This window comes from Paenibacillus tarimensis (assembly GCF_021532315.1).
In the GTDB taxonomy this organism is placed as follows: Bacteria; Bacillota; Bacilli; order Paenibacillales; family Paenibacillaceae; genus Paenibacillus_I; species Paenibacillus_I tarimensis.
Genome location: NZ_JAKGAO010000004.1, coordinates 361067 through 379393 on the forward strand (window position 1 = coordinate 361067; position 18327 = coordinate 379393).

Consider the following 18327-nt stretch of genomic DNA (forward strand, 5'->3'; position numbering starts at 1 on the left):
GGAGCGGGTGCCCTTGAGGATTGGGTTAATCCGGCATGGCAGAACGGAGTGGAATGCCCTTGGCAAAATTCAGGGGCAGACTGACATCCCCCTTAACGAAGAAGGGATACGCCAGGCAGAGGCCTTAGCCAGAAGGCTGTCAGCAGAGGAAGGGAAATGGGATGCGATCGTATCCAGCGATTTGAAGCGTGCCTACGATACAGCAGCTATTATTGCGCGGACCCTTGATATCCCTCATCTGCCCCCAGACCCGAGAATCCGGGAACGGTCATTCGGTATCATAGAAGGGACAACAGAGGAGGAGCGTCTGGCACGCTGGGGGACGGACTGGAGACAAGCGGATGCCGGACAGGAGAGCGATGAGTCAATCGTAAAACGGGGCATGGCTTTCATTGACGAATGGAGAGCCAGCCAGCCGGAAATCCGTCTTCTTGTCGTATCCCATGGCAGCTTCCTCGCACAATTGTTTCAGGCGATGTGCCGCCGTGCCAACAATGGATACCTGGTCAATATGTCATTCTCTGTACTGGAGTATGTGGATTCGTCGTGGCAGCCTTTATTGGAGAACTGCACCTTGCATCTTCAGGATTTGGAACAGAGAAGCTAGACTATTTGATTCAAATTTGAACATTTCAAGAGACTGCAAGCAGGTATTTATCCTGTGGCAGTCTTTTTCTATTTATAGGCCTATTACAATTTATTCTATCCATCTGACTAAGACGAGGCGTTATCATCCCATCCAGAGGTTTAAATTTTCCCGAATTTCCCATAATGATAGTAAATCATGCGAAGCGGAGGCGGGAAAATGAACTTGGCAGAGATGCTGGGCTATGCGGATATCGCCCAACTGGCCCGGATTGCCGGTGTTTACCGCTGTGATTGCAGCGGCCACTCAAAGCATGAATTGATTCAGGCTATCCTGGTAGCAGTAAGCGGGAAAGAGCTGTTCGATAACCAACTTGAGGACATGCCTGTCGAGGATCTTCGTTTTCTCAATTCCCTGCTGTTTGATTCCAGAGATGCCTTCAGTCTGGAGGACTTAGTTGCCCGTGCCAGAAACTGCAGCTTTGGCAAGGATGATCAGTCAGCGGTTACAGGTGCAAGAAGCGCAATAAGCGCAAGTGAGATGCTCCCGGGTAGCGAACAGAGCAGGAAAGAGCCTGCAGACAAGCCAGTCTCCAAACGCTCAAGCAAGAAAGTTAAGCCGGCGGCAGAGCCAGGGCCACGTGATACCATAGCGAGGTTTAAGCATTTGGGATGGCTGTTTAACGGACACAGTGGAATGGACCGATATCTGTTTCATGTGCCGAGCGACCTGAAGCAGCGCTTTAAGGAGGCGCTGGCAAGACGATACCGCAGAGCAATCAAGGAATGCGGGGAGCCTCCTGTCTACCGGGATGAGCAGCTGCTGCTGGCGGATGACATTCTGCATTTACTCCGCTATGTGGAACAACAGGAAATTCCGCTTACTGTGGAGGGGGCAATGTACAAACGGCAGACTCTGCAGGTGCTTGAGCTGATGTCCATTACGGAGGAAATGCCTGTCAAGGGAGCCTGGCGTTTCGGTTATGGCCGAAGATTCAAGGATTACCCGGACCGGTTGTCCCTGCTGTACGACTATTGTTATTACAGCGGGCTGATCTCGGAATCGGATATGCGATTAACCCTCACCATGGCGGGTAAAGAAAAACTAGAAGGTAAGCGCAGAGAAGAGCCATCGGAGCTGTATCGCTTTTGGCTTCGCCTGTATAAGGGAGCAGTACCGAATCTGACAGCGATCGTCCACTGGATCGACGAGCTTGCTGTCAAATGGGTCGCAATAGACCCGCTAAGATCAGAACTGCTGCCGCTTATCAGACCCTTCTATTACGATTCGGCGGAAACGGTATTCAACCAGCGGGTAATCATGATGATGCTGCATTTGGGTTTGCTGCGTGTAGGAGAGGATGAACAAGGCTGTCAGGTTGTCCGAATGACTGCTGCTGGACATGCGATTGTCCGTGGCGTTCATGTTTCGGAGCAAGACCACATTCAACTTGATTGACAAGCTGTGGGACGGTTGGTAGAATCTCCCCAATATATGGAGAGGGGATAGTCCATCGTGATCATTCCATACAGGGGAGTTGTACCAACTATAGCTGATCAGGTGTATGTGGCTGAAGGGGCCAAGTTAATTGGCGAAGTCATGATCGGGTCTGAGAGCTCGATATGGTTCAATGCAGTATTAAGGGGCGACATGGCTCCAATTGAAATCGGGAAACGGTGCAACATTCAGGATGGCGTGATCGGTCATGTGAATACTGATCAGCCGCTCATTCTGGAGGATGAAGTGTCGGTTGGTCATGCGGCCGTAATTCATGGCTGCCGCTTAGGTAAGGGCACATTAATCGGTATGGGGGCCATCGTACTAAACGGGGCAGACATCGGTGAATATGCTTTAATAGGAGCGGGTTCAATCGTAACCGAAAATAAAAAAATTCCTCCTTATACGCTTTCCTTGGGTTCGCCTGCCAGAGTCGTCAGAGAATTGAACGAGCACGATCTTCAGCGGATGAAAAGGACGATGGAAAGCTACGTGGCGAAAGGAAAGGAATACAGGACGGGATAAACACCGGTATGGGGGTGGATCCTATGGATAAAATGAAAGTCACGTATGAAGCAATGCTTGGATTGGCTGCGGAAATGGTGCTGGATGAAGCTGTTCTTGATTTCCGTAGGAAACGGATCTATGACGAAATTGATAGAGCGCTAGCGGATGGGGACGAGGTTGGCTTTCAGAAGCTTACAGAAGAATTAAAGGCATTATGTAACTAACGGCCATTGAACCTTGCCCGGCAAAGGCCCGTGTCAGCTGTAGAGGACAGCCGCACGGGCTTTTTTTGTTGGCGTAATTATTGGTGCCATGCTCTTTTTACCGTTTGCAGGATTCTGGTGTTGTGGTAACATGGGAGACGCTGCATGTAGATTGATATGGAGGCAGGGGACAGAATGAAATTCAGTGAATTTGACCATACGCGATGGGCGGAGCTGCAGTTATACTTTGACACATGCGTGCTGCCTGTTACCGGAATGACAGGAGCTGAATCGCCAGCCGAAGCGACAGAAAAGCTGGAGCAGCTACGTGATCTGCTGGATCTGGTTGAAGTTCCTTACAAAGGAAGAACAGTTACTTATCCGGCCTTGCACTATACGGGAGAAGGCAGCAGGCTGGAGGAAGCGGTTGCCTTCGCGGCAGGGAAGATGAAGAAGAACGGGTTCAAGCATGTGATTGTCGTAAGCCTGCCTGAGCTGGCCGCTGATGTGCCGGATGTTGATTATGTGATTTCCCCTACACCAGAAGGTGAACTTCCTCATGGTACAGTCGTCACGAATGCCATACAGCAGCTGTGGAGAAAACAGGCCGAAGGCTGAGTGTATGCTTGTCTGTGCATATTCATAACTAGCTATGGGGAAAATTAGGTAATGGAAGCTCAAATGTGACAAAATCGCAACAAATTTACGATTGTAAATGTGGAAAGTTTCAAATTATGTGACGGATTCTTGACGCTCCAAACCGCCTAGGCTATTATAAGTTATGTCTTGGTTCGTCATGGTTTTTGTCGTCCGGACAAGACCAGATATACGATTGGCAAAGGGGGTAGAACAGTAGATGAGCAAACACGAACAACGTGAACAAACACATAACACCGTGAAACGCAAAGAAATGTCCCGGCGTCAATTTTTGTCATATACGCTTGGTGGTGCAACCGCATTTATGGCGGGCGGCGCGGTATTGCCGATGATTCGTTTTGCGGTGGATCCGATTCTGACGAAGAAAAGTGAAGGAACGTATGTGAAGGTTGTTGAGGAGAGCAAGATTACAACCGAGCCTCAGGAATTTAAATTTCAAATTCATCAGGTAGATGGCTGGTATGAGAGTGACCCGCAGCTTTCAGCGTGGATTTCGAAGGATGAATCAGGGGAGATATTCGCCCTGTCACCTGTCTGTAAGCATTTGGGCTGTACGATTAGCTGGAACACGCAGAACAATAACCAGTACTTCTGTCCATGCCATGAAGCGCGCTATACGAAAGACGGCAAGAATCTTGCTGTCGCGCCAAATCCGCTGGATGAGTATGAAGTGGAAGTTAGAGACGGTTTTGTGTACCTGGGACCTGTCAAAGGCAATACACGTGTGGAATAAGGAGGCGTAACAACAGATGTTTAAGACGGTATACAACTGGATTGACGAACGTCTGGATATCACGCCGATGTGGAGGGACGTTGCGGATCATGAAGTACCGGAGCACGTTAACCCGGCGCACCATTTCTCCGCATTCGTATATTGCTTCGGCGGGCTGACGTTTTTTATTACAGTCATTCAAATTCTGTCAGGTATGTTCCTGACCATGTATTACGTGCCGGATATTATTAACGCTTACGCGAGCGTTGACTATCTGCAGCATAAGGTCGCCTTCGGCGGTATCGTACGCGGCATGCACCACTGGGGTGCCAGTCTTGTTATTGTCATGATGTTCCTACATACACTTCGGGTATTCTTCACCGGCTCCTATAAGGCGCCTCGTGAAATGAACTGGGTAGTAGGGATGCTTATCTTCTTCATTATGTTAGGACTTGGATTCACCGGTTATCTGCTTCCGTGGGATAACAAAGCTTATTACGCCACTAAGGTAGGCATTCAGATTGCCGAATCCGTCCCTTACCTGGGACCGTATATTCAAGAACTGCTCCAGGGCGGTGAAGTCGTCGGCGCTCAGACGCTGACCCGATTCTTTGCGATTCACGTATTTTTCCTGCCGGGCGCGCTGCTGGCCATGCTGGGGGCTCACTTCCTCATGATCCGCAGACAAGGTATTTCCGGACCACTATAATAGAAGGGAGAGCTGCACCATGTCCGAAAGCTACAAAGCCAAGGAACGCGTGGTATATGTGGGCGACTCCCGGGTTCGCAAAGGGAATATGCCTAACGTGCCAGCAGATTACACGTCTTATCCAGGTAAATCGGAAGCATTCATTCCGAACTTCCTGCTGAAAGAATGGATGGTCGGCTGTGTTGTATTAGTCGGCTTCCTCGTACTTACCATGGCTCATCCGGCTCCGCTCGGTTATCCGGCTGACCCGACGAACGGTGCCTTCATACCGATGCCGGACTGGTACTTTCTGTTCATTTATCAGCTGCTGAAATATCCATATCTCTCCGAGAACTATGTAGTCCTCGGTACGATCGGGATTCCGGGAATTGCGTTCGGTGCGCTGCTGCTTGCACCATTCCTGGACACAGGCAAGGAACGCCGTTTCTACCGTCGTCCAATTGCATCTTCACTGATGATTCTCTCGCTCATCGCATGCGTATATCTGACCAAGGTATCCTGGGATCACTACACGCATGAGCTTGAGAAGACGAACACGATTCCTGAGCACATCGAGCGTGAGGAGAAGGCTCGTGAAGCGGCTATGGCTGGCAAGGAGCGTCCGAACTACACGAAGCAGCCTGAGCTGCCTGCGGTTGTTGATGCCGGTGATCCGGCAACAAGCATTATCCAGGCGCAGTGTCTGTCCTGTCACGGCACCGAGTACGAAGGCAGAGGAAATATACCTCCGCTTCGTGGGGTAGGCGACAAGTACTCGAAAGAGGAGATCGCTGAGATCGTGACGAACGGCCGTGGCGGTATGCCGGCGTTTGGCGAAGGAAAAGGCGGTAATGTTGAGCTGTCCGCTGAAGAGATCGACCAGGTAGCTACCTGGCTAGCGAAGCAGAAGGCGGCAGCCGAATAATACTATTAACGAAGCCTGACCGTTACTTGTAACGGTCAGGTTTTTTATGTCACAATAAGGGAATTAGGACAAGGTTAAGGATATACATAAGCATTATTTACTGAACAGAAAGAGGTGTTAGCTTGTCAATCTCCTGGTTATGGAGCCGAGCGCTCCTGCTTAACCGCAGCTTTTTATGGCTGCTCTTTGCGGTAAATGCGGCAGGAACGGTCTACGGCTATATGTGGTACGGGGACCAGCTGGCGGAGACGGCCGCGAACCATCCTCTATGGAGGCTGGTTTTCGTGCCGGACAGTCCGACGGCGAGTCTTTTTTTTACATTGTCGCTGCTGTTCCTGCTCTATCCTCCGGGCAGGGATAACCGTTTGTTGAACCTGCTCCGGGCATTCGTAGAAGCCTTTGCTGTACTCACGCTTATTAAATACGGTGTCTGGGCGGTAGGCATCAACTTTGCGCAGCAGGCGCAAGGAAGTCCGCTAGACTGGCAGAACTGGATGCTTATTGTCTCACATGCCAGCATGGCTGTTGAAGGTCTGCTGTATATCCGGTTTATGATCTTTGGCCGTGCTGCAGCCTGCGTCATACTGGGCTGGCTGCTGCTTAATGATACAGTCGATTACACATTTGACGTCTATCCATGGCTTCCCGGTGTGCTTGAACCACATGTGACGGCTGTAAGGAACCTTACTGTTCTGCTGTCCTTAATAAGCTTCTTAGTCAGTCTGCTGGCATTGTCGCTGGTACAACGGGGCAGAAAGGCATAAAAAGGACGACTTCCCCATAGGATGGTAGGGGAGGGGATGTCCATTGAAATTTCACAAGTTAATGCTGCTGTTAGCGGCTCTCTTGATATGCTCCGGCTATGCGCAGGCCTCTGGTGAAGAGGCTGTTCCGCCGGAGGGAGGAAGCAAGCTTGAGCAGCTTGCCGTTTTGGCGGATGGCTTCTATCAGGCATCGATGGATAGCAACCGCCAGCTGGCATACAGCTATTTGACACGTCTGAAGCGCTTGACGGCAGATGCTGAACTGCGGCAAATCGGAAACAGGGAAGGCTGGCACGCGGTTGACGAGCGCGTGATAAAAGCGGAATCTTCCGTAAAGGATGGCCGTACGGCCTACAGGTGGAGGGAAGAGGCGACACAGCTGCGTCTTGCTGTTGATGCCCTGGCCAAGGAGCATCAGTCATTATGGATGCAGTACGAACAGCTGCTTCGCGATGATTTGGGGAGGCTTAAGCAGGCGTGGAAGCGGGGCGGGAGAGATGGAGCACAAGCTGCTCAAGCCGCATTGTCCCAGCTTAAGCAGCACACTGAACGGCTTGAGACAGCGGCTTATGTGGCACGCGGTGCAGAGCCGGTTAACCTGCTCAAGGATCGAATCAGCTATACCGCTAAGCTGATCCGGACGGCTGAAGACGGCGATGTGAAGCAGAGCTGGGTGGACCAGTCGCTCCTTATGCTAACAGACGCCATTGATCAGCTGTTCGAGCCCGGGGAACAGGCTGTTGATGTGCCCGTGGCTGGCAGTCCGGCATGGCAGTGGATGTTTACGATCAGCCTGATCATACTTGCTGCCTTGTTCTATACCGGACTCCAGAAATACCGGTTCGACCGGGATGGAATAACACCGGCCAGACGAGGCTAAATCCAGTCTTATGATTCTTTGAAGCCTTCGCCGATAACATCATGTACTTCGCCGACCACGATGAAAGCCTTCGGATCAATCGATTGAGCGATTAGCTTAAGCCGTCTAATCTCCTGTCTTCCCACGACACAGTACACCATCTGCTTGTCTTGTCCGGAGAAGGCGCCGATGGCGGGAACAATGGTAACACCACGGTCAAGCTGCTTGGTAATGACTGCGGCCATTTCGTGGCCCTGTGCAGTTATGATAGAGAAGGATTTGGCGGCGTATGCTCCTTCTTGGATGAAATCGATGACCTTGGCAGCAATGAACACCACAACGAGTGTATAAAGCACTCTCTCCTTCGGAATGAAGATAAGGGAGAGTCCGATTATAACCGCGTCCATGGCAAGAATGACCTGTCCCATGCTCCAACCCCGGCCTCTTGAAGCGATGCGGGCCAAAATATCGGCTCCACCTGTTGTGGCGCCGAAGCGGAATACGAGTCCAAGGCCCGCGCCAAGCGTCACACCGGCGTATAGTCCGGCGAGCAGGAGGTCGCGGTCTGTTCGGAAAGGGTCAATAATTCCCTGGTGCATAAGCAGCTCGATTAGCCACAGGAAGAAGGTCAGAGACAAGGTGCCATAGATCGTCATGAACATCTGGCTTCCTCCGAGCTTCCGCCAGCCGATGATGAAGAGGGGGATGTTCAATAGCAGTGTTGAAACGAACAGGGGCAGTCCGAACACATAATTCAGCAGAATGCTGATGCCTGTGACGCCGCCTTCCATGAACTGGTTAGGCAGTACAAAATAATGCAGCCCGAATGCATAGATGGCTGTTCCGGCCGAAACCGCAACGAGCAGGCGGAGCTTGATTCCCCGCAGAAACGTAAGCATAATGTTACCTCCATTGATAGCAGCAGTGACTGATTTATTCTTCCATTATACAATATACATTATCACATGCTGATCCGGTATGTGATATTTGTTTATCGGGAGGCATGCCAGGCTCTTTGCGCAGGCATTGTTTTCAGCTGTTCTTTGCGATAACATAATAAGAGAATACTGCTTGCTGGAGGGAACAGGACTTGTCTAATAAATCACTGGCTTCTATTCAGAAGGAAGTCGATCAATACATAGGTCAGTTTAAAGAAGGTTATTTCAGTCCTCTGGCGCTAATGGCCCGTTTAAGCGAGGAAGTGGGTGAGCTTGCACGGGAGGTCAACCACCAGTTCGGTCCCAAGCCGAAGAAGCCGGATGAGGCTGATAACTCCATTGAGATGGAATTAGGCGATATTCTATTTATATTATCCTGCTTCGCAAATTCTCTCGGAATCAGCTTGACAGAAGCTCATGATAAGGTAATGAACAAGTTCAATACACGTGATGCTGACCGCTGGACCCGTAAAGAAACCGAACAGTAAACGCCGTTTGTACATATGCTGTAATAAAGCTGTGTACAAGGAGGCTGGGCGAATGGACGGGGGACAATGCGTGAAGAAGGCTTACGAAAGTATCCTTCATGGCGACTATGAGCTTGCCGAGCATTGGTTCGAGCAGGCCGTCGCCTCACAGCCTTTCAATCCTGCATACCATCATAAATGCTCTATTACATGCCTGCGCAACGGCAAGCTGGATAAAGCGCTGCATTATGCGGAGGAAGCCGTTCGGCTTGAACCGCATAATGACGAATGGCGTTTTCATTTGAATACAGTCCGGGCGCAGATGTTGCTTAAAGAGTCAGCCGCAATACTGTCGGCTGACCTGCCCGATTACGGGATCGCGATAGCCAGGCTGCGTGAGGCGATTGAGCTTGATCCGCTGCTTGATGAAGGTTACCTGATGCTGGCGGCGGCCTACGGCACACTGCGTATGTATGATGAAGCAGCACTGTGCGCAAAGGAAGCGCTCAAGCTTAATCCTCAGCATGCGGGTGCACGGCGGCTGTTCGCCGATTACAACCGGAGACGGCGTCAGGCCCGGGAGCGGCGTAAACAGAAAGGACAATAAGCACCGTATCCGGGCTGCAGTTATTTCTGTGCGGATACGAATGAACAAGGAGATGCACGATGAGCGAACCAATTAAAGTAGCAGTGGCAGGAGCGGGCGGACGCATGGGCCGTGAAGTGGTAAAAATGGTGCTGCAGGACGACAATCTCGTCCTTGCGGCAGCTGTGGACCGTTCGGCGGAGCTGATTGATGCCGGCCTGTTGGTCGGCCTTTCCGCCTGCGGTGTGTCTATTACCAGGGATTTGGAAGAAGCGCTCCGGGATTCGGGTGCAGATGTGCTGGTTGATTTTACGATACCGGCCTTCGCTTACAGCAATACACTGGCAGCCATAACGCATGGCGTGCGTCCGGTTGTAGGTACAACAGGGTTTACGCCGGAACAGATCAAGGAGCTGGACGAGCTGTGCAAGGGCCGTGGGATTGGCGGCCTGATTGCACCGAACTTTTCCATTGGCGCGATACTGATGATGAAATTCGCGGCAGAGGCGGCTAAGTATTTTCCGCATCTAGAAATTATTGAATATCACGGAGACCAGAAGCTGGATGCACCGTCCGGTACTTCCATTAAGACAGCGGAGCTGATTTCCGAGGCCAGACGTGAATTAAAACAGGGCAATCCCAATGAAGAAGAAACCATTGAAGGTGCAAGAGGCGGCTATTATGACGGCTTCCGCATTCACAGCGTTCGTCTGCCGGGTGTATTTGCACAGCAGGAAGTCATATTTGGCGCTTTCGGTCAATCGCTAAAGATTCGGCATGACTCCTATGATCGGGCAGGCTACATGCCGGGTGTGAATGTGGCTGTCAATAAGGTCATGAATTACACTGGGCTTGTTTACGGTTTTGAACATCTAATGGATTAACAGTTGAGCGGCAGAGGCCGGAGGGAGAGTTTTGATATGAGTCAACAGATGAATATTGCTTTTATTGCGCATGACCGCAAAAAAGATGAAATGGTAAACTTCGTAATTGCTTACGAGCAGGTGTTCAAGGATCATACTCTGTATTCCACGGGCACGACCGGCACACGAATTATGGAACAAACGGATTTGCAGGTCCAACGTTTCATGTCCGGACCGCTCGGCGGTGATCAGCAGATCGGCGCAATGGTTGCCAAAGACGAGATGGATCTCATCATCTTCCTCCGTGATCCGCTTATGGCACAGCCGCATGAACCGGACATTACCGCTTTGCTGAGATTATGTGATGTTCAAGGCATACCTGTGGCTACAAATATAGCAACTGCTGAGCTGCTGACGAATGCACTTGCAAGAGGCGAATTCGGCTGGCGTGAGCTTGTTCACAAGTACAAGCCGGGGGAATGGCAGTCATGAGCAGTCTTGACATACTCGCCTTCGGTGCTCATCCCGACGATGTCGAAATTGGAATGGGCGGCACGATTGCCAAGCATGTTCAAGCAGGAATGAAGGTGGGCATATGTGATCTGACAAGGGCAGAGATGTCGTCCAACGGGACGGTCGAGCAGAGAAGGCAGGAGGCGGATGAGGCATCGAAGGTGCTGGGTTTATCGATGCGCTCCTGTCTCGCCCTGCCGGACCGCGGGCTCACCGGCTCGGCGGAGCAAATAGCTGCCGTAGTGAAGGAAATCAGACTCCACCGTCCCCGGCTGGTATTTGCACCTTACTGGGAAGACAGGCATCCTGACCACAACAGCTGCAGTCGTATTATTGAGGAGGCGGTATTCAACAGCAAGCTGAGGCGCTATATGCCTGAGCTGCCGCCGGTGCAGGTTGAACAGCTGTTCTTCTATTATATCAACGACATGAAGGACGTCAGGATGACCATTGATATCAGTGGCTTCTACGAGACGAAGATACAGGCGCTGCAGTGCTATCGTTCCCAGTTTGAACCTGCCCGTGAAGGGGAGGATAAAGTGGCGACTCCGCTGAATCAGAGATACATTGAACGGGTTACAGCCAGAGATCAGCTGGTTGGCAGTCAGCGACAGCTGGCTTACGCAGAAGGCTTTGCCGTGAAACAGCCGCTGGTGGTTGAATACCTGTAATTACTTCTTTTAAGTAATACATAGCTTAAATCGTTCCGCTGTCTCATAAAATATACGATAACGAAGCATTGGGGGTGCGGTAATGGCAAGACCGCTGAAGATTGGCATTACCTGTTATCCGACGCTGGGCGGATCTGGAGTAGTCGCTACAGAGCTCGGAAAGCTGCTGGCTGAGAAGGGCCACGAAATTCATTTTATTACACACAGCATCCCCTTTAGGCTGGGTAAGTTCCAGAGGAATATTTATTATCATGAAGTAGAAATCAGTGACTATTATGTGTTCCGCTATCCGCCTTATGATTTATCTCTTGCCAGTAAAATGGCACAGGTCGCCAAGATGCAGAAGCTGGATCTGCTGCATGTGCATTATGCGGTACCGCATGCAATCTGTGCTTACCTTGCCAAGCAGATGGCCGAACAGAGCGGGCTTAAGACGGTCACGACACTGCATGGCACGGACATTACGGTGCTGGCCCAGGATGAGTCGCTGAAGGATCTGATCCGGCTGGCCATTCATCAGAGTGATGCGGTAACTGCGGTTTCTCAGGATCTGATCCGGGAAACACGTGAGCTTCTTGACATTTCGGATCCTATTGATTTGACTTATAATTTTGTGGATAAGAGGGTTTATTACCCCCGTGAGTGCCGCTCGCTGCGCAGCGAGTTTGTTGATGGAGAAGAGAAGATTCTCATGCATATTTCCAACTTCCGCCCTGTTAAGCGTGTAGGCGATGTCGTTGATATATTTGCAAAGGTGAGCGAACGGCTTCCGGCAAAGCTTCTTCTCGTCGGAGAAGGACCAGATTTATCCCGCATCCAATGGAAGATCCAATCTATGGGACTGCAGGATAAGGTTCATTTTCTCGGCAAGCAGGATGATGTGGCGCAGGTTATATCTATCGCGGATGTAATGCTGCTGCCATCGGAAAAGGAAAGCTTCGGCCTTGTCGCTCTAGAGGCTATGGCCTGCGGGGTGCCGACCATTGGCTCGGTGGCGGGCGGTATTCCTGAACTGGTTGCTCACGGTGAAACGGGATATCTGGCACCGATCGGCGATACGGAGCGTATGGCTGATTATGCGGTCAGTCTGCTTCAGGATCCGGAACGTTATGCGAAATTCCGCAAAGCATGCCTTAGCAGGGCGAGAAGCGAATTTTGCAATGACCGGATAACAGCGGAGTATGAACGGATTTATTACCGTGTATTGGGGATTGATACCGAGGTTACCCTACCCGTCTGCGAATAAGTATGTATCTAACCACTAAGGGGCAGGTTGCTGATGAAGATGGAACTGGATAAACGGATGGCCGAAGCGGTCCCCATTTTGAGACGGTTGAACGAGGCTGGTTATGAAGCCTACTTTGTTGGCGGATGTGTCCGAGATCTCTTAATGGGGCGCCGTCTGTCTGATGTGGATATTGCGACGTCAGCACAGCCGGATTCGGTGATGGAGCTATTCCCTCGCTGCGTGCCCACAGGTCTGCGGCATGGAACCGTTACCGTCCTGGAAGAAGGCAAGGCTTATGAGATTACGACATTCCGCGAGGAGTCGGAATATGAGCAGCATCGCAGACCACAGGCTGTCCGGTTTATACAGAATCTTGAGGGGGATTTGCTGCGCCGTGACTTTACGATCAACGCCATGGCTATGGACGTTAACGGTGAAATCAAGGACCCGTTTGGAGGGGTAGCTGACATGGAGCGAAGGATACTTCGCTGTGTCGGAGATCCCGATGCAAGATTGCAGGAGGATGCACTGCGGATGCTGCGGGGCATCCGTTTTGCTTCTATGTTCGGCTACAGCATCAGTTATTCAACCTGGAAGGCGATGCTCAGACACCGTAATCTGCTGTCCTTTATCGCTATGGAGCGTGTGGGGAGCGAGCTGGACAAGATGCTGAGCGGAACCCTTCCGGCTGCAGGTCTTACCCTTCTTGGCCGCAGCGGTCTATGGAGGCACTTCAAGCAGGTGCCCCCTCTTAACCGGAGCATCTGTGCAGCTGAGCCGTTCGGTAACCAGCCTGCTGGAACGTGGCCGGCAGCGCTTGATCTTCGGTGGGCTTATATCTGGATCAGCCTTATGGCGGATCATGAAGAGCTGAGGAAGTGGCTGCTTCATTTTAACTTTGGCAAGCAGCGGGTTGAGCGTATTGCCGCTTTGGTACATATGAATGCTGCGGCTGTTGAACTTATTGATAGATCGGCTGCAAGTCAAACCGGGGCTGTTTATCTTGATGGATGGATTGATCTCCTATTACGTTTTGGCAGGCAAACGGCCATGGACTGGATTGAACTTAAAATTGAAACAGGAGAAGGTCTGCTGCCTGCCATGACCACTGAGAAACTCAGTGAGCTTAGGAGGACGGCCGAAGAATTATCCGTTCTCTCACCGGCTGATCTCGCGATCGGCGGCGATGATGTAAAGGCTGTAACTGACAAGCCTGCGGGACCTTGGATTAGACGACTGCTGGGAGAGCTGGTGCGGGCCTGTGCACATGGCCAGATTCCGAACACCAAGGAGGCGCTTTTGTCGGAAGCGGCAATACGGATTGAGAAGGAGCAAACATGAGAGAGCAGCTCACAGCATTACTTAAAGAGAGACAAGGCGAATATGTATCAGGAGAGCAGCTTAGCCGGCTGTTGAATGTCAGCCGGACAGCTGTGTGGAAGCATATCCAGAAGCTTGAGGAAGAGGGTTATAAGATCGAGGCTTCCCGCAAGCTGGGATACCGGCTTGTCGACAGCCCGGACCAAATCACGCTGACAAGTCTGCTGCCGCGGCTTACGACAGAGAGGCTTGGCAAATCGGTAAAGCTGTATGACGAGGTGGACTCCACTCAGAATATCGCGCATAAGCTGGCAGAGGAGGGGGCACCCGAGGGCACAATTGTGCTGGCCGAGCGGCAGCTGAGCGGACGTGGCAGATTGGGGCGGACGTGGCTGTCTCCTAAAGGCAGGGGAGTATGGATGAGTATGATTCTTCGTCCTACGATTCCGCTTCCCTATACACCGCAGCTTACGCTGCTGACTGCGGTGGCGCTGTGCCGGGCGCTAAGGCGGTTAACCGGGCTCGAGATCGGAATTAAATGGCCGAATGACCTGCTTATTGACGGCCGCAAGATTAGCGGCATCCTGCTGGAGTCGAGTGCAGAGGAGGAAAGGCTCAAGCATGTTATTGTCGGTGTTGGCATCAGTGTAAATCTGGACAAGCAGCATTATACCGAAGACATGCTGGACCGGGTGATCTCATTAAAAATGGCTGCCGGCAGATCTTTTGACCGCTCCGAGATTATTGCCGGGTTTCTTGCCGAATATGAAGCAGTTTATGCGCTCTACGAACAGGAAGGCTTTGCCCCGATTCGTTCATTATGGGAAGCCCTATCGGTATCCCTACATAAGCCGTGTAAGCTTACGACTCCACAAGGGATAATGGAAGGCGTGCCGGTCGGATTGGCGGATTCGGGAGCCTTGCTGCTTATGCTTCAGGACGGTGCAACTGTACCGGTCTTTTCGGCTGAAATGGGTTGATTCCCGTCTTAACCCTGCATGTGCAGGAAGTAGCTGGGCAACTGAATAGACGGCAAACTTTTTTTTTGCTATACTGGGTTGTAATTGAGGCGGTATTCCTGATGGAAGCTGCACTCTTGGCCAATTTTCCAAAAAAATTTGTAAAGACATGGATAAACGTTCGTTCAGATAAGCGCATTCTGCTCTGAGCCGCAAGGACCGAGACAGAAGGAAGCTCGCAGTCAATGGATGTTTCTTTTTGGACTCTGAAACCTTTTTGGCGGCTCGCTGAAAGGTTTTTTTACGTTTGTTCGTGCCAGAAGGAGACGTTGACGATGAAGCATGCCCTAAGCGTGACCAAGCTGAAGAAAATGAAGAAGGACGGAAATCCGATTTCCGTACTCACGGCATATGATTATCCATCCGCTAAGCTTGCTGAAGAGGCTGGCATTGATGTACTGCTCGTTGGTGATTCACTGGGCAATGTCGTGCTGGGCTATGATACGACCATTCCTGTAACATTGGACGATATGGTGTACCATTCACGGGCGGTTGCACGCGGAGCGGCTAATACCTTCATCGTTGCGGATCTTCCCTTTGCCACCTACAGACTGGGGAAAGAGGCAACTCTGCGTAACGCGGCAAGACTGATGCAGGAAGGCGGGGTCCAGGCGGTTAAAATGGAAGGCGGCGCCGATCTCGCAGATGAGATCGAGACGCTGGTGAGATCCGGTATTCCGGTAATGGGTCATATCGGGCTGACACCACAGTCTATTAACCAGATTGGAAGCTATAAGGTACACGGCAAGATGCCGGAAGAGATCAGCAGGCTTATCGAAGATGCCAAGGCGCTGGAGAAAGCTGGAGTATTTGCTCTTGTGCTCGAGCTGGTTACCGATCAGGTGGCAGCCCAAATTTCCAAGGAGCTTTCCATTCCCACAATTGGTATTGGCGCGGGAGCAGGCTGCGACGGTCAGGTGCTTGTCTACCATGATCTACTCCAGTACGCATCGCCATACCGTGCGAAGAAGTTTGTCAAAACCTACGCAGACATCGGCACAACTGTCCGCCAGGCCATCGGCGAATTTGTCCAGGATGTCAAGAACCGCACGTTTCCTATGGAAGAACACAGCTTCTCGTCCGGACAGGAGCAAGGGTCTGTGCCGGTATATGGGAGCGGTAGTACGGACAAGAAGGAGTACGTGCCTAAATGAAGCGTTGTAACACAATAACAGAACTTCGTAGAACACTGCGGGAATGGAAACAGAACCATCCGGGCGGAAGCATAGGGTTCGTGCCGACAATGGGGTTCCTGCATGAAGGGCATGAGAGCCTTATCCGGCGTGCTGCAGACGAGCATCAGCTTATCGTAGTAAGCATCTTTGTTAATCCCCTGCAGTTTGGCCCGAATGAAGACTTTGAGCGGTATCCTAGGGATCCTGAACGAGATGCCAAGCTGGCTGAGAAAGCTGGAACGGACATTTTGTTTATGCCTTCCGTAGAGGAGATGTACCCAAGGCCGGTGTTGACGAAGGTGATGATAAGCGGTTTGACTGACAAGCTGTGCGGGGCTTCAAGGCCTGGCCATTTCGACGGTGTGGGTACAGTTGTCAGCAAGCTGTTCCACCTCGTTCAGCCTGATGCCGCTTATTTTGGCCAGAAGGATGCTCAGCAAGTCGCTGTCATTGAGCGTATGGTGGAGGACTTGAATATACCGGTGAAGATCGTGGCCTGTCCAATCGTACGCGAGCCGGATGGCCTCGCTATGAGCTCCCGTAATGTATACTTATCTCCGGAGGAGAGGACGCAAGCTGTTGCGTTGTATCAGTCCCTGCAGCAGGCGGAGCAATGGTTTGCCGACCCTGATTTGACGGCAGGCGAGATTAGACAGCGGATGTCAGAACTAATCAGACGAAGTCCGCTCGCCGAGATAGATTATGTTGAAATTTTGACCTTCCCGGACCTAGAGGATTCCAGGCAGGATATCCCATTGGGGGATCTGCCGCCTGGATTCCGCTATATAGCGGCACTGGCTGTTAAGTTTGGTGCGACCCGATTGATAGATAACCGTATTTATACCGTAAAAGGGAGATGAACACCATGTTTCGGACTATGATGAAATCCAAGCTGCACCGGGCGACGGTGACAGAGGCGAATCTTAACTATGTTGGCAGCATTACCATCGATGAGGATTTAATGGAGCTTGCGGATATCTGGGCCAACGAGAAAGTACAGATCGTAAATAACAATAATGGCCAGCGTCTGGAAACCTACGTCATTCCCGGGAAGCGCGGTTCAGGTGTTATCTGTTTAAACGGTGCCGCAGCCAGACATGTTCAGCCGGGAGATCTTGTGATTATTATTTCGTACGGGATGATGACGGAAGAGGAAGCGCGCAAGAACAAGCCGAAGGTTGTTATTCTGGATGCGTCCAACCAACCGGTGAAGACCATGACAGAAGAGAAACATGCAACCATTCTGTAATAACACCCTCTGCATCTGAAGTCCCTTAACATGGATGCTGTAGCGGCTTGCACCTCGTATAGAAGCAGCCTGCTTAACAAAGAATGAGCATAGTCCCCGCAGCGAAGAGACATGTCGCTGCCAGGTCTAGTCTATTCGTGAAGGTGGGGTGCGTGCAGTTGCTTCAGCATGTGTTTGCCGTCATGAACGAGCTTCTTGATGAAATCATGATCTCTTATCCGAATGCACAAGAAGCGAAGCAGAAGGAAATGCAGGAACAAATGAAGATTCTTCAAACGATGAGTGATACCATTATTGATGGATGGCTGCAGGTGGAAGAGAAGCTTGCCTTTCTCCGTCAGAGCAGTGCAGACAAAGAGCAGACAACTGCTCCCGGGACTGCCGAGACCTCTACAAAAACTGCAGCCATGCAGACTGAAGCGTCTGCTGAATGGCTTCCGGCCTTATGCGCCAAGCAGCCGTATCCGGCTCACGAGGCGGTAACTGAGGAAGCGGGACGCAGCCTGAACATCGGCCAGGGGTATTTCAAGCTGTTCATGTTCAAGGAGGCAGTCCCGCATTTTCGCCGGACGGTTCGAATCTGTCCGGATTCGGTAACCGCCAGATTATATCTAGCCATGTCCCACATGCATCTGGAGGAATGGGAAGAGGCGGAACAGCTGTTCCAGCTGATCGTCAAGTGGACCAGTCATCCCAAGTGGAAGGCACTCGGCTACAATGCTCTGGGCTGCATACAGGCAGTCAGAGCGAATATCGAGCAAGCGGAAGCCTATTTCCGGCTCGCTTACGATGCGGACCCGTCCTTTTCGGGCGCGGCCAGCAATTTGAACAGCTGCAAGAAAAATACAGGCAAATTGTCGTTATATTTCGGCAGTGCCGAGCTCAGCTGTATGTGAGAGG

General features: G+C 51.4%; 23 protein-coding genes. 22 read left to right on the top strand and 1 reads right to left on the bottom strand.

Annotation, left to right across the window (positions count from 1 at the left end; all coding sequences use genetic code 11):
- Positions 1-7: 7 nt before the first annotated feature.
- The 10 genes from L1N82_RS03005 to L1N82_RS03050 all read left to right on the top strand — a co-directional run bounded on the left by L1N82_RS03005 (position 8) and on the right by L1N82_RS03050 (position 7419).
- On the top strand, positions 8-607 hold the full coding sequence (locus L1N82_RS03005) for a histidine phosphatase family protein (RefSeq protein ID WP_328284417.1): 600 nt from the start codon (positions 8-10) through the stop codon (positions 605-607).
- A gap of 198 nt (positions 608-805) precedes the next feature.
- Positions 806-2044, top strand: coding sequence for a hypothetical protein (locus L1N82_RS03010; protein WP_235285845.1), 1239 nt, complete (start codon positions 806-808; stop codon positions 2042-2044).
- 57 nt (positions 2045-2101) lie between these two features.
- Positions 2102-2608, top strand: a complete 507-nt coding sequence (locus L1N82_RS03015) for a gamma carbonic anhydrase family protein (protein ID WP_235285846.1) — start codon at positions 2102-2104, stop codon at positions 2606-2608.
- Positions 2609-2631: 23 nt separating this feature from the next.
- Positions 2632-2814 carry an IDEAL domain-containing protein gene (locus tag L1N82_RS03020; protein WP_235285847.1) on the top strand — a complete coding sequence of 61 codons (183 nt, stop codon included), beginning with the start codon at positions 2632-2634 and terminating at the stop codon, positions 2812-2814.
- 174 nt (positions 2815-2988) lie between these two features.
- Positions 2989-3411 carry a DUF2487 family protein gene (locus L1N82_RS03025; RefSeq protein ID WP_235285848.1) on the top strand — a complete coding sequence of 141 codons (423 nt, stop codon included), beginning with the start codon at positions 2989-2991 and terminating at the stop codon, positions 3409-3411.
- A 238-nt stretch (positions 3412-3649) separates the two neighbouring features.
- Entirely contained in the window at positions 3650-4183 is a 534-nt protein-coding gene (locus L1N82_RS03030; protein ID WP_235285849.1) for a ubiquinol-cytochrome c reductase iron-sulfur subunit, read from the top strand.
- A gap of 16 nt (positions 4184-4199) precedes the next feature.
- The gene (gene qcrB, locus L1N82_RS03035; protein ID WP_111149222.1) at positions 4200-4871 is read left to right on the top strand and encodes a menaquinol-cytochrome c reductase cytochrome b subunit; all 672 of its coding nucleotides are present in this window, start codon (positions 4200-4202) and stop codon (positions 4869-4871) included.
- 19 nt (positions 4872-4890) lie between these two features.
- Positions 4891-5775, top strand: coding sequence for a menaquinol-cytochrome c reductase cytochrome b/c subunit (locus L1N82_RS03040; protein WP_235285850.1), 885 nt, complete (start codon positions 4891-4893; stop codon positions 5773-5775).
- 122 nt (positions 5776-5897) lie between these two features.
- A complete protein-coding gene (locus L1N82_RS03045; protein ID WP_235285851.1) occupies positions 5898-6539 on the top strand; it encodes a DUF1405 domain-containing protein in 642 nt (213 codons plus the stop codon).
- Between the two features lie 43 nt (positions 6540-6582).
- On the top strand, positions 6583-7419 hold the full coding sequence (locus L1N82_RS03050) for a sporulation protein YpjB (protein ID WP_235285852.1): 837 nt from the start codon (positions 6583-6585) through the stop codon (positions 7417-7419).
- Between the two features lie 8 nt (positions 7420-7427).
- On the opposite strand, the gene L1N82_RS03055 is transcribed toward L1N82_RS03050, so the two are convergent.
- Positions 7428-8297, bottom strand: coding sequence for a YitT family protein (locus L1N82_RS03055; RefSeq protein ID WP_235285853.1), 870 nt, complete (start codon positions 8295-8297; stop codon positions 7428-7430).
- Between the two features lie 191 nt (positions 8298-8488).
- On the opposite strand from L1N82_RS03055, the gene L1N82_RS03060 reads away from it, so the two are divergent.
- The 12 genes from L1N82_RS03060 (at position 8489) to L1N82_RS03115 (ending at position 18323) form a co-directional block, all read left to right on the top strand.
- Positions 8489-8824 (top strand): nucleotide pyrophosphohydrolase, encoded by a 336-nt coding sequence (locus L1N82_RS03060; protein WP_235285854.1) that lies wholly within the window; start codon positions 8489-8491, stop codon positions 8822-8824.
- Positions 8825-8876: 52 nt separating this feature from the next.
- A complete protein-coding gene (locus L1N82_RS03065; RefSeq protein WP_235285855.1) occupies positions 8877-9410 on the top strand; it encodes a tetratricopeptide repeat protein in 534 nt (177 codons plus the stop codon).
- 59 nt (positions 9411-9469) lie between these two features.
- A complete protein-coding gene (gene dapB / locus L1N82_RS03070; protein ID WP_235285856.1) occupies positions 9470-10273 on the top strand; it encodes a 4-hydroxy-tetrahydrodipicolinate reductase in 804 nt (267 codons plus the stop codon).
- A gap of 48 nt (positions 10274-10321) precedes the next feature.
- Positions 10322-10744, top strand: coding sequence for a methylglyoxal synthase (locus tag L1N82_RS03075; RefSeq protein ID WP_235286149.1), 423 nt, complete (start codon positions 10322-10324; stop codon positions 10742-10744).
- Positions 10741-11436 carry a bacillithiol biosynthesis deacetylase BshB1 gene (bshB1, locus tag L1N82_RS03080; protein WP_235285857.1) on the top strand — a complete coding sequence of 232 codons (696 nt, stop codon included), beginning with the start codon at positions 10741-10743 and terminating at the stop codon, positions 11434-11436. The genes L1N82_RS03075 and bshB1 overlap by 4 nt, the downstream gene beginning before the upstream one ends.
- 82 nt (positions 11437-11518) lie before the next feature.
- Entirely contained in the window at positions 11519-12682 is a 1164-nt protein-coding gene (bshA, locus tag L1N82_RS03085) for an N-acetyl-alpha-D-glucosaminyl L-malate synthase BshA (protein ID WP_235285858.1), read from the top strand.
- 33 nt (positions 12683-12715) lie between these two features.
- The gene (locus L1N82_RS03090) at positions 12716-14005 is read left to right on the top strand and encodes a CCA tRNA nucleotidyltransferase (protein WP_235285859.1); all 1290 of its coding nucleotides are present in this window, start codon (positions 12716-12718) and stop codon (positions 14003-14005) included.
- Entirely contained in the window at positions 14002-14964 is a 963-nt protein-coding gene (locus L1N82_RS03095) for a biotin--[acetyl-CoA-carboxylase] ligase (RefSeq protein ID WP_235285860.1), read from the top strand. The genes L1N82_RS03090 and L1N82_RS03095 overlap by 4 nt, the downstream gene beginning before the upstream one ends.
- A gap of 314 nt (positions 14965-15278) precedes the next feature.
- Positions 15279-16157, top strand: coding sequence for a 3-methyl-2-oxobutanoate hydroxymethyltransferase (panB, locus tag L1N82_RS03100; RefSeq protein WP_235285861.1), 879 nt, complete (start codon positions 15279-15281; stop codon positions 16155-16157).
- Entirely contained in the window at positions 16154-17038 is an 885-nt protein-coding gene (gene panC / locus L1N82_RS03105; protein ID WP_235285862.1) for a pantoate--beta-alanine ligase, read from the top strand. Before panB ends, panC begins: the two co-directional genes overlap by 4 nt.
- A gap of 5 nt (positions 17039-17043) precedes the next feature.
- Positions 17044-17427, top strand: a complete 384-nt coding sequence (gene panD / locus L1N82_RS03110) for an aspartate 1-decarboxylase (RefSeq protein WP_235285863.1) — start codon at positions 17044-17046, stop codon at positions 17425-17427.
- A gap of 152 nt (positions 17428-17579) precedes the next feature.
- On the top strand, positions 17580-18323 hold the full coding sequence (locus L1N82_RS03115; RefSeq protein ID WP_235285864.1) for a tetratricopeptide repeat protein: 744 nt from the start codon (positions 17580-17582) through the stop codon (positions 18321-18323).
- Positions 18324-18327 lie beyond the last annotated feature (4 nt).

Bases quoted from the DNA above. Each gene is read 5' to 3' on its own strand.
- L1N82_RS03010 (WP_235285845.1), top strand. From the start codon at position 806: ATGAACTTGGCAGAGATGCTGGGCTATGCGGATATCGCCCAACTGGCC.
- dapB (WP_235285856.1), top strand. From the start codon at position 9,470: ATGAGCGAACCAATTAAAGTAGCAGTGGCAGGAGCGGGCGGACGCATG.
- L1N82_RS03075 (WP_235286149.1), top strand. From the start codon at position 10,322: ATGAATATTGCTTTTATTGCGCATGACCGCAAAAAAGATGAAATGGTA.
- L1N82_RS03095 (WP_235285860.1), top strand. From the start codon at position 14,002: ATGAGAGAGCAGCTCACAGCATTACTTAAAGAGAGACAAGGCGAATAT.
- bshA (WP_235285858.1), top strand. From the start codon at position 11,519: ATGGCAAGACCGCTGAAGATTGGCATTACCTGTTATCCGACGCTGGGC.
- L1N82_RS03090 (WP_235285859.1), top strand. From the start codon at position 12,716: ATGAAGATGGAACTGGATAAACGGATGGCCGAAGCGGTCCCCATTTTG.
- L1N82_RS03040 (WP_235285850.1), top strand. From the start codon at position 4,891: ATGTCCGAAAGCTACAAAGCCAAGGAACGCGTGGTATATGTGGGCGAC.
- bshB1 (WP_235285857.1), top strand. From the start codon at position 10,741: ATGAGCAGTCTTGACATACTCGCCTTCGGTGCTCATCCCGACGATGTC.
- qcrB (WP_111149222.1), top strand. From the start codon at position 4,200: ATGTTTAAGACGGTATACAACTGGATTGACGAACGTCTGGATATCACG.
- panB (WP_235285861.1), top strand. From the start codon at position 15,279: ATGAAGCATGCCCTAAGCGTGACCAAGCTGAAGAAAATGAAGAAGGAC.
- L1N82_RS03025 (WP_235285848.1), top strand. From the start codon at position 2,989: ATGAAATTCAGTGAATTTGACCATACGCGATGGGCGGAGCTGCAGTTA.
- panC (WP_235285862.1), top strand. From the start codon at position 16,154: ATGAAGCGTTGTAACACAATAACAGAACTTCGTAGAACACTGCGGGAA.
- L1N82_RS03055 (WP_235285853.1), bottom strand. From the start codon at position 8,297: ATGCTTACGTTTCTGCGGGGAATCAAGCTCCGCCTGCTCGTTGCGGTT.
- L1N82_RS03065 (WP_235285855.1), top strand. From the start codon at position 8,877: ATGGACGGGGGACAATGCGTGAAGAAGGCTTACGAAAGTATCCTTCAT.
- L1N82_RS03030 (WP_235285849.1), top strand. From the start codon at position 3,650: ATGAGCAAACACGAACAACGTGAACAAACACATAACACCGTGAAACGC.
- L1N82_RS03020 (WP_235285847.1), top strand. From the start codon at position 2,632: ATGGATAAAATGAAAGTCACGTATGAAGCAATGCTTGGATTGGCTGCG.
- panD (WP_235285863.1), top strand. From the start codon at position 17,044: ATGTTTCGGACTATGATGAAATCCAAGCTGCACCGGGCGACGGTGACA.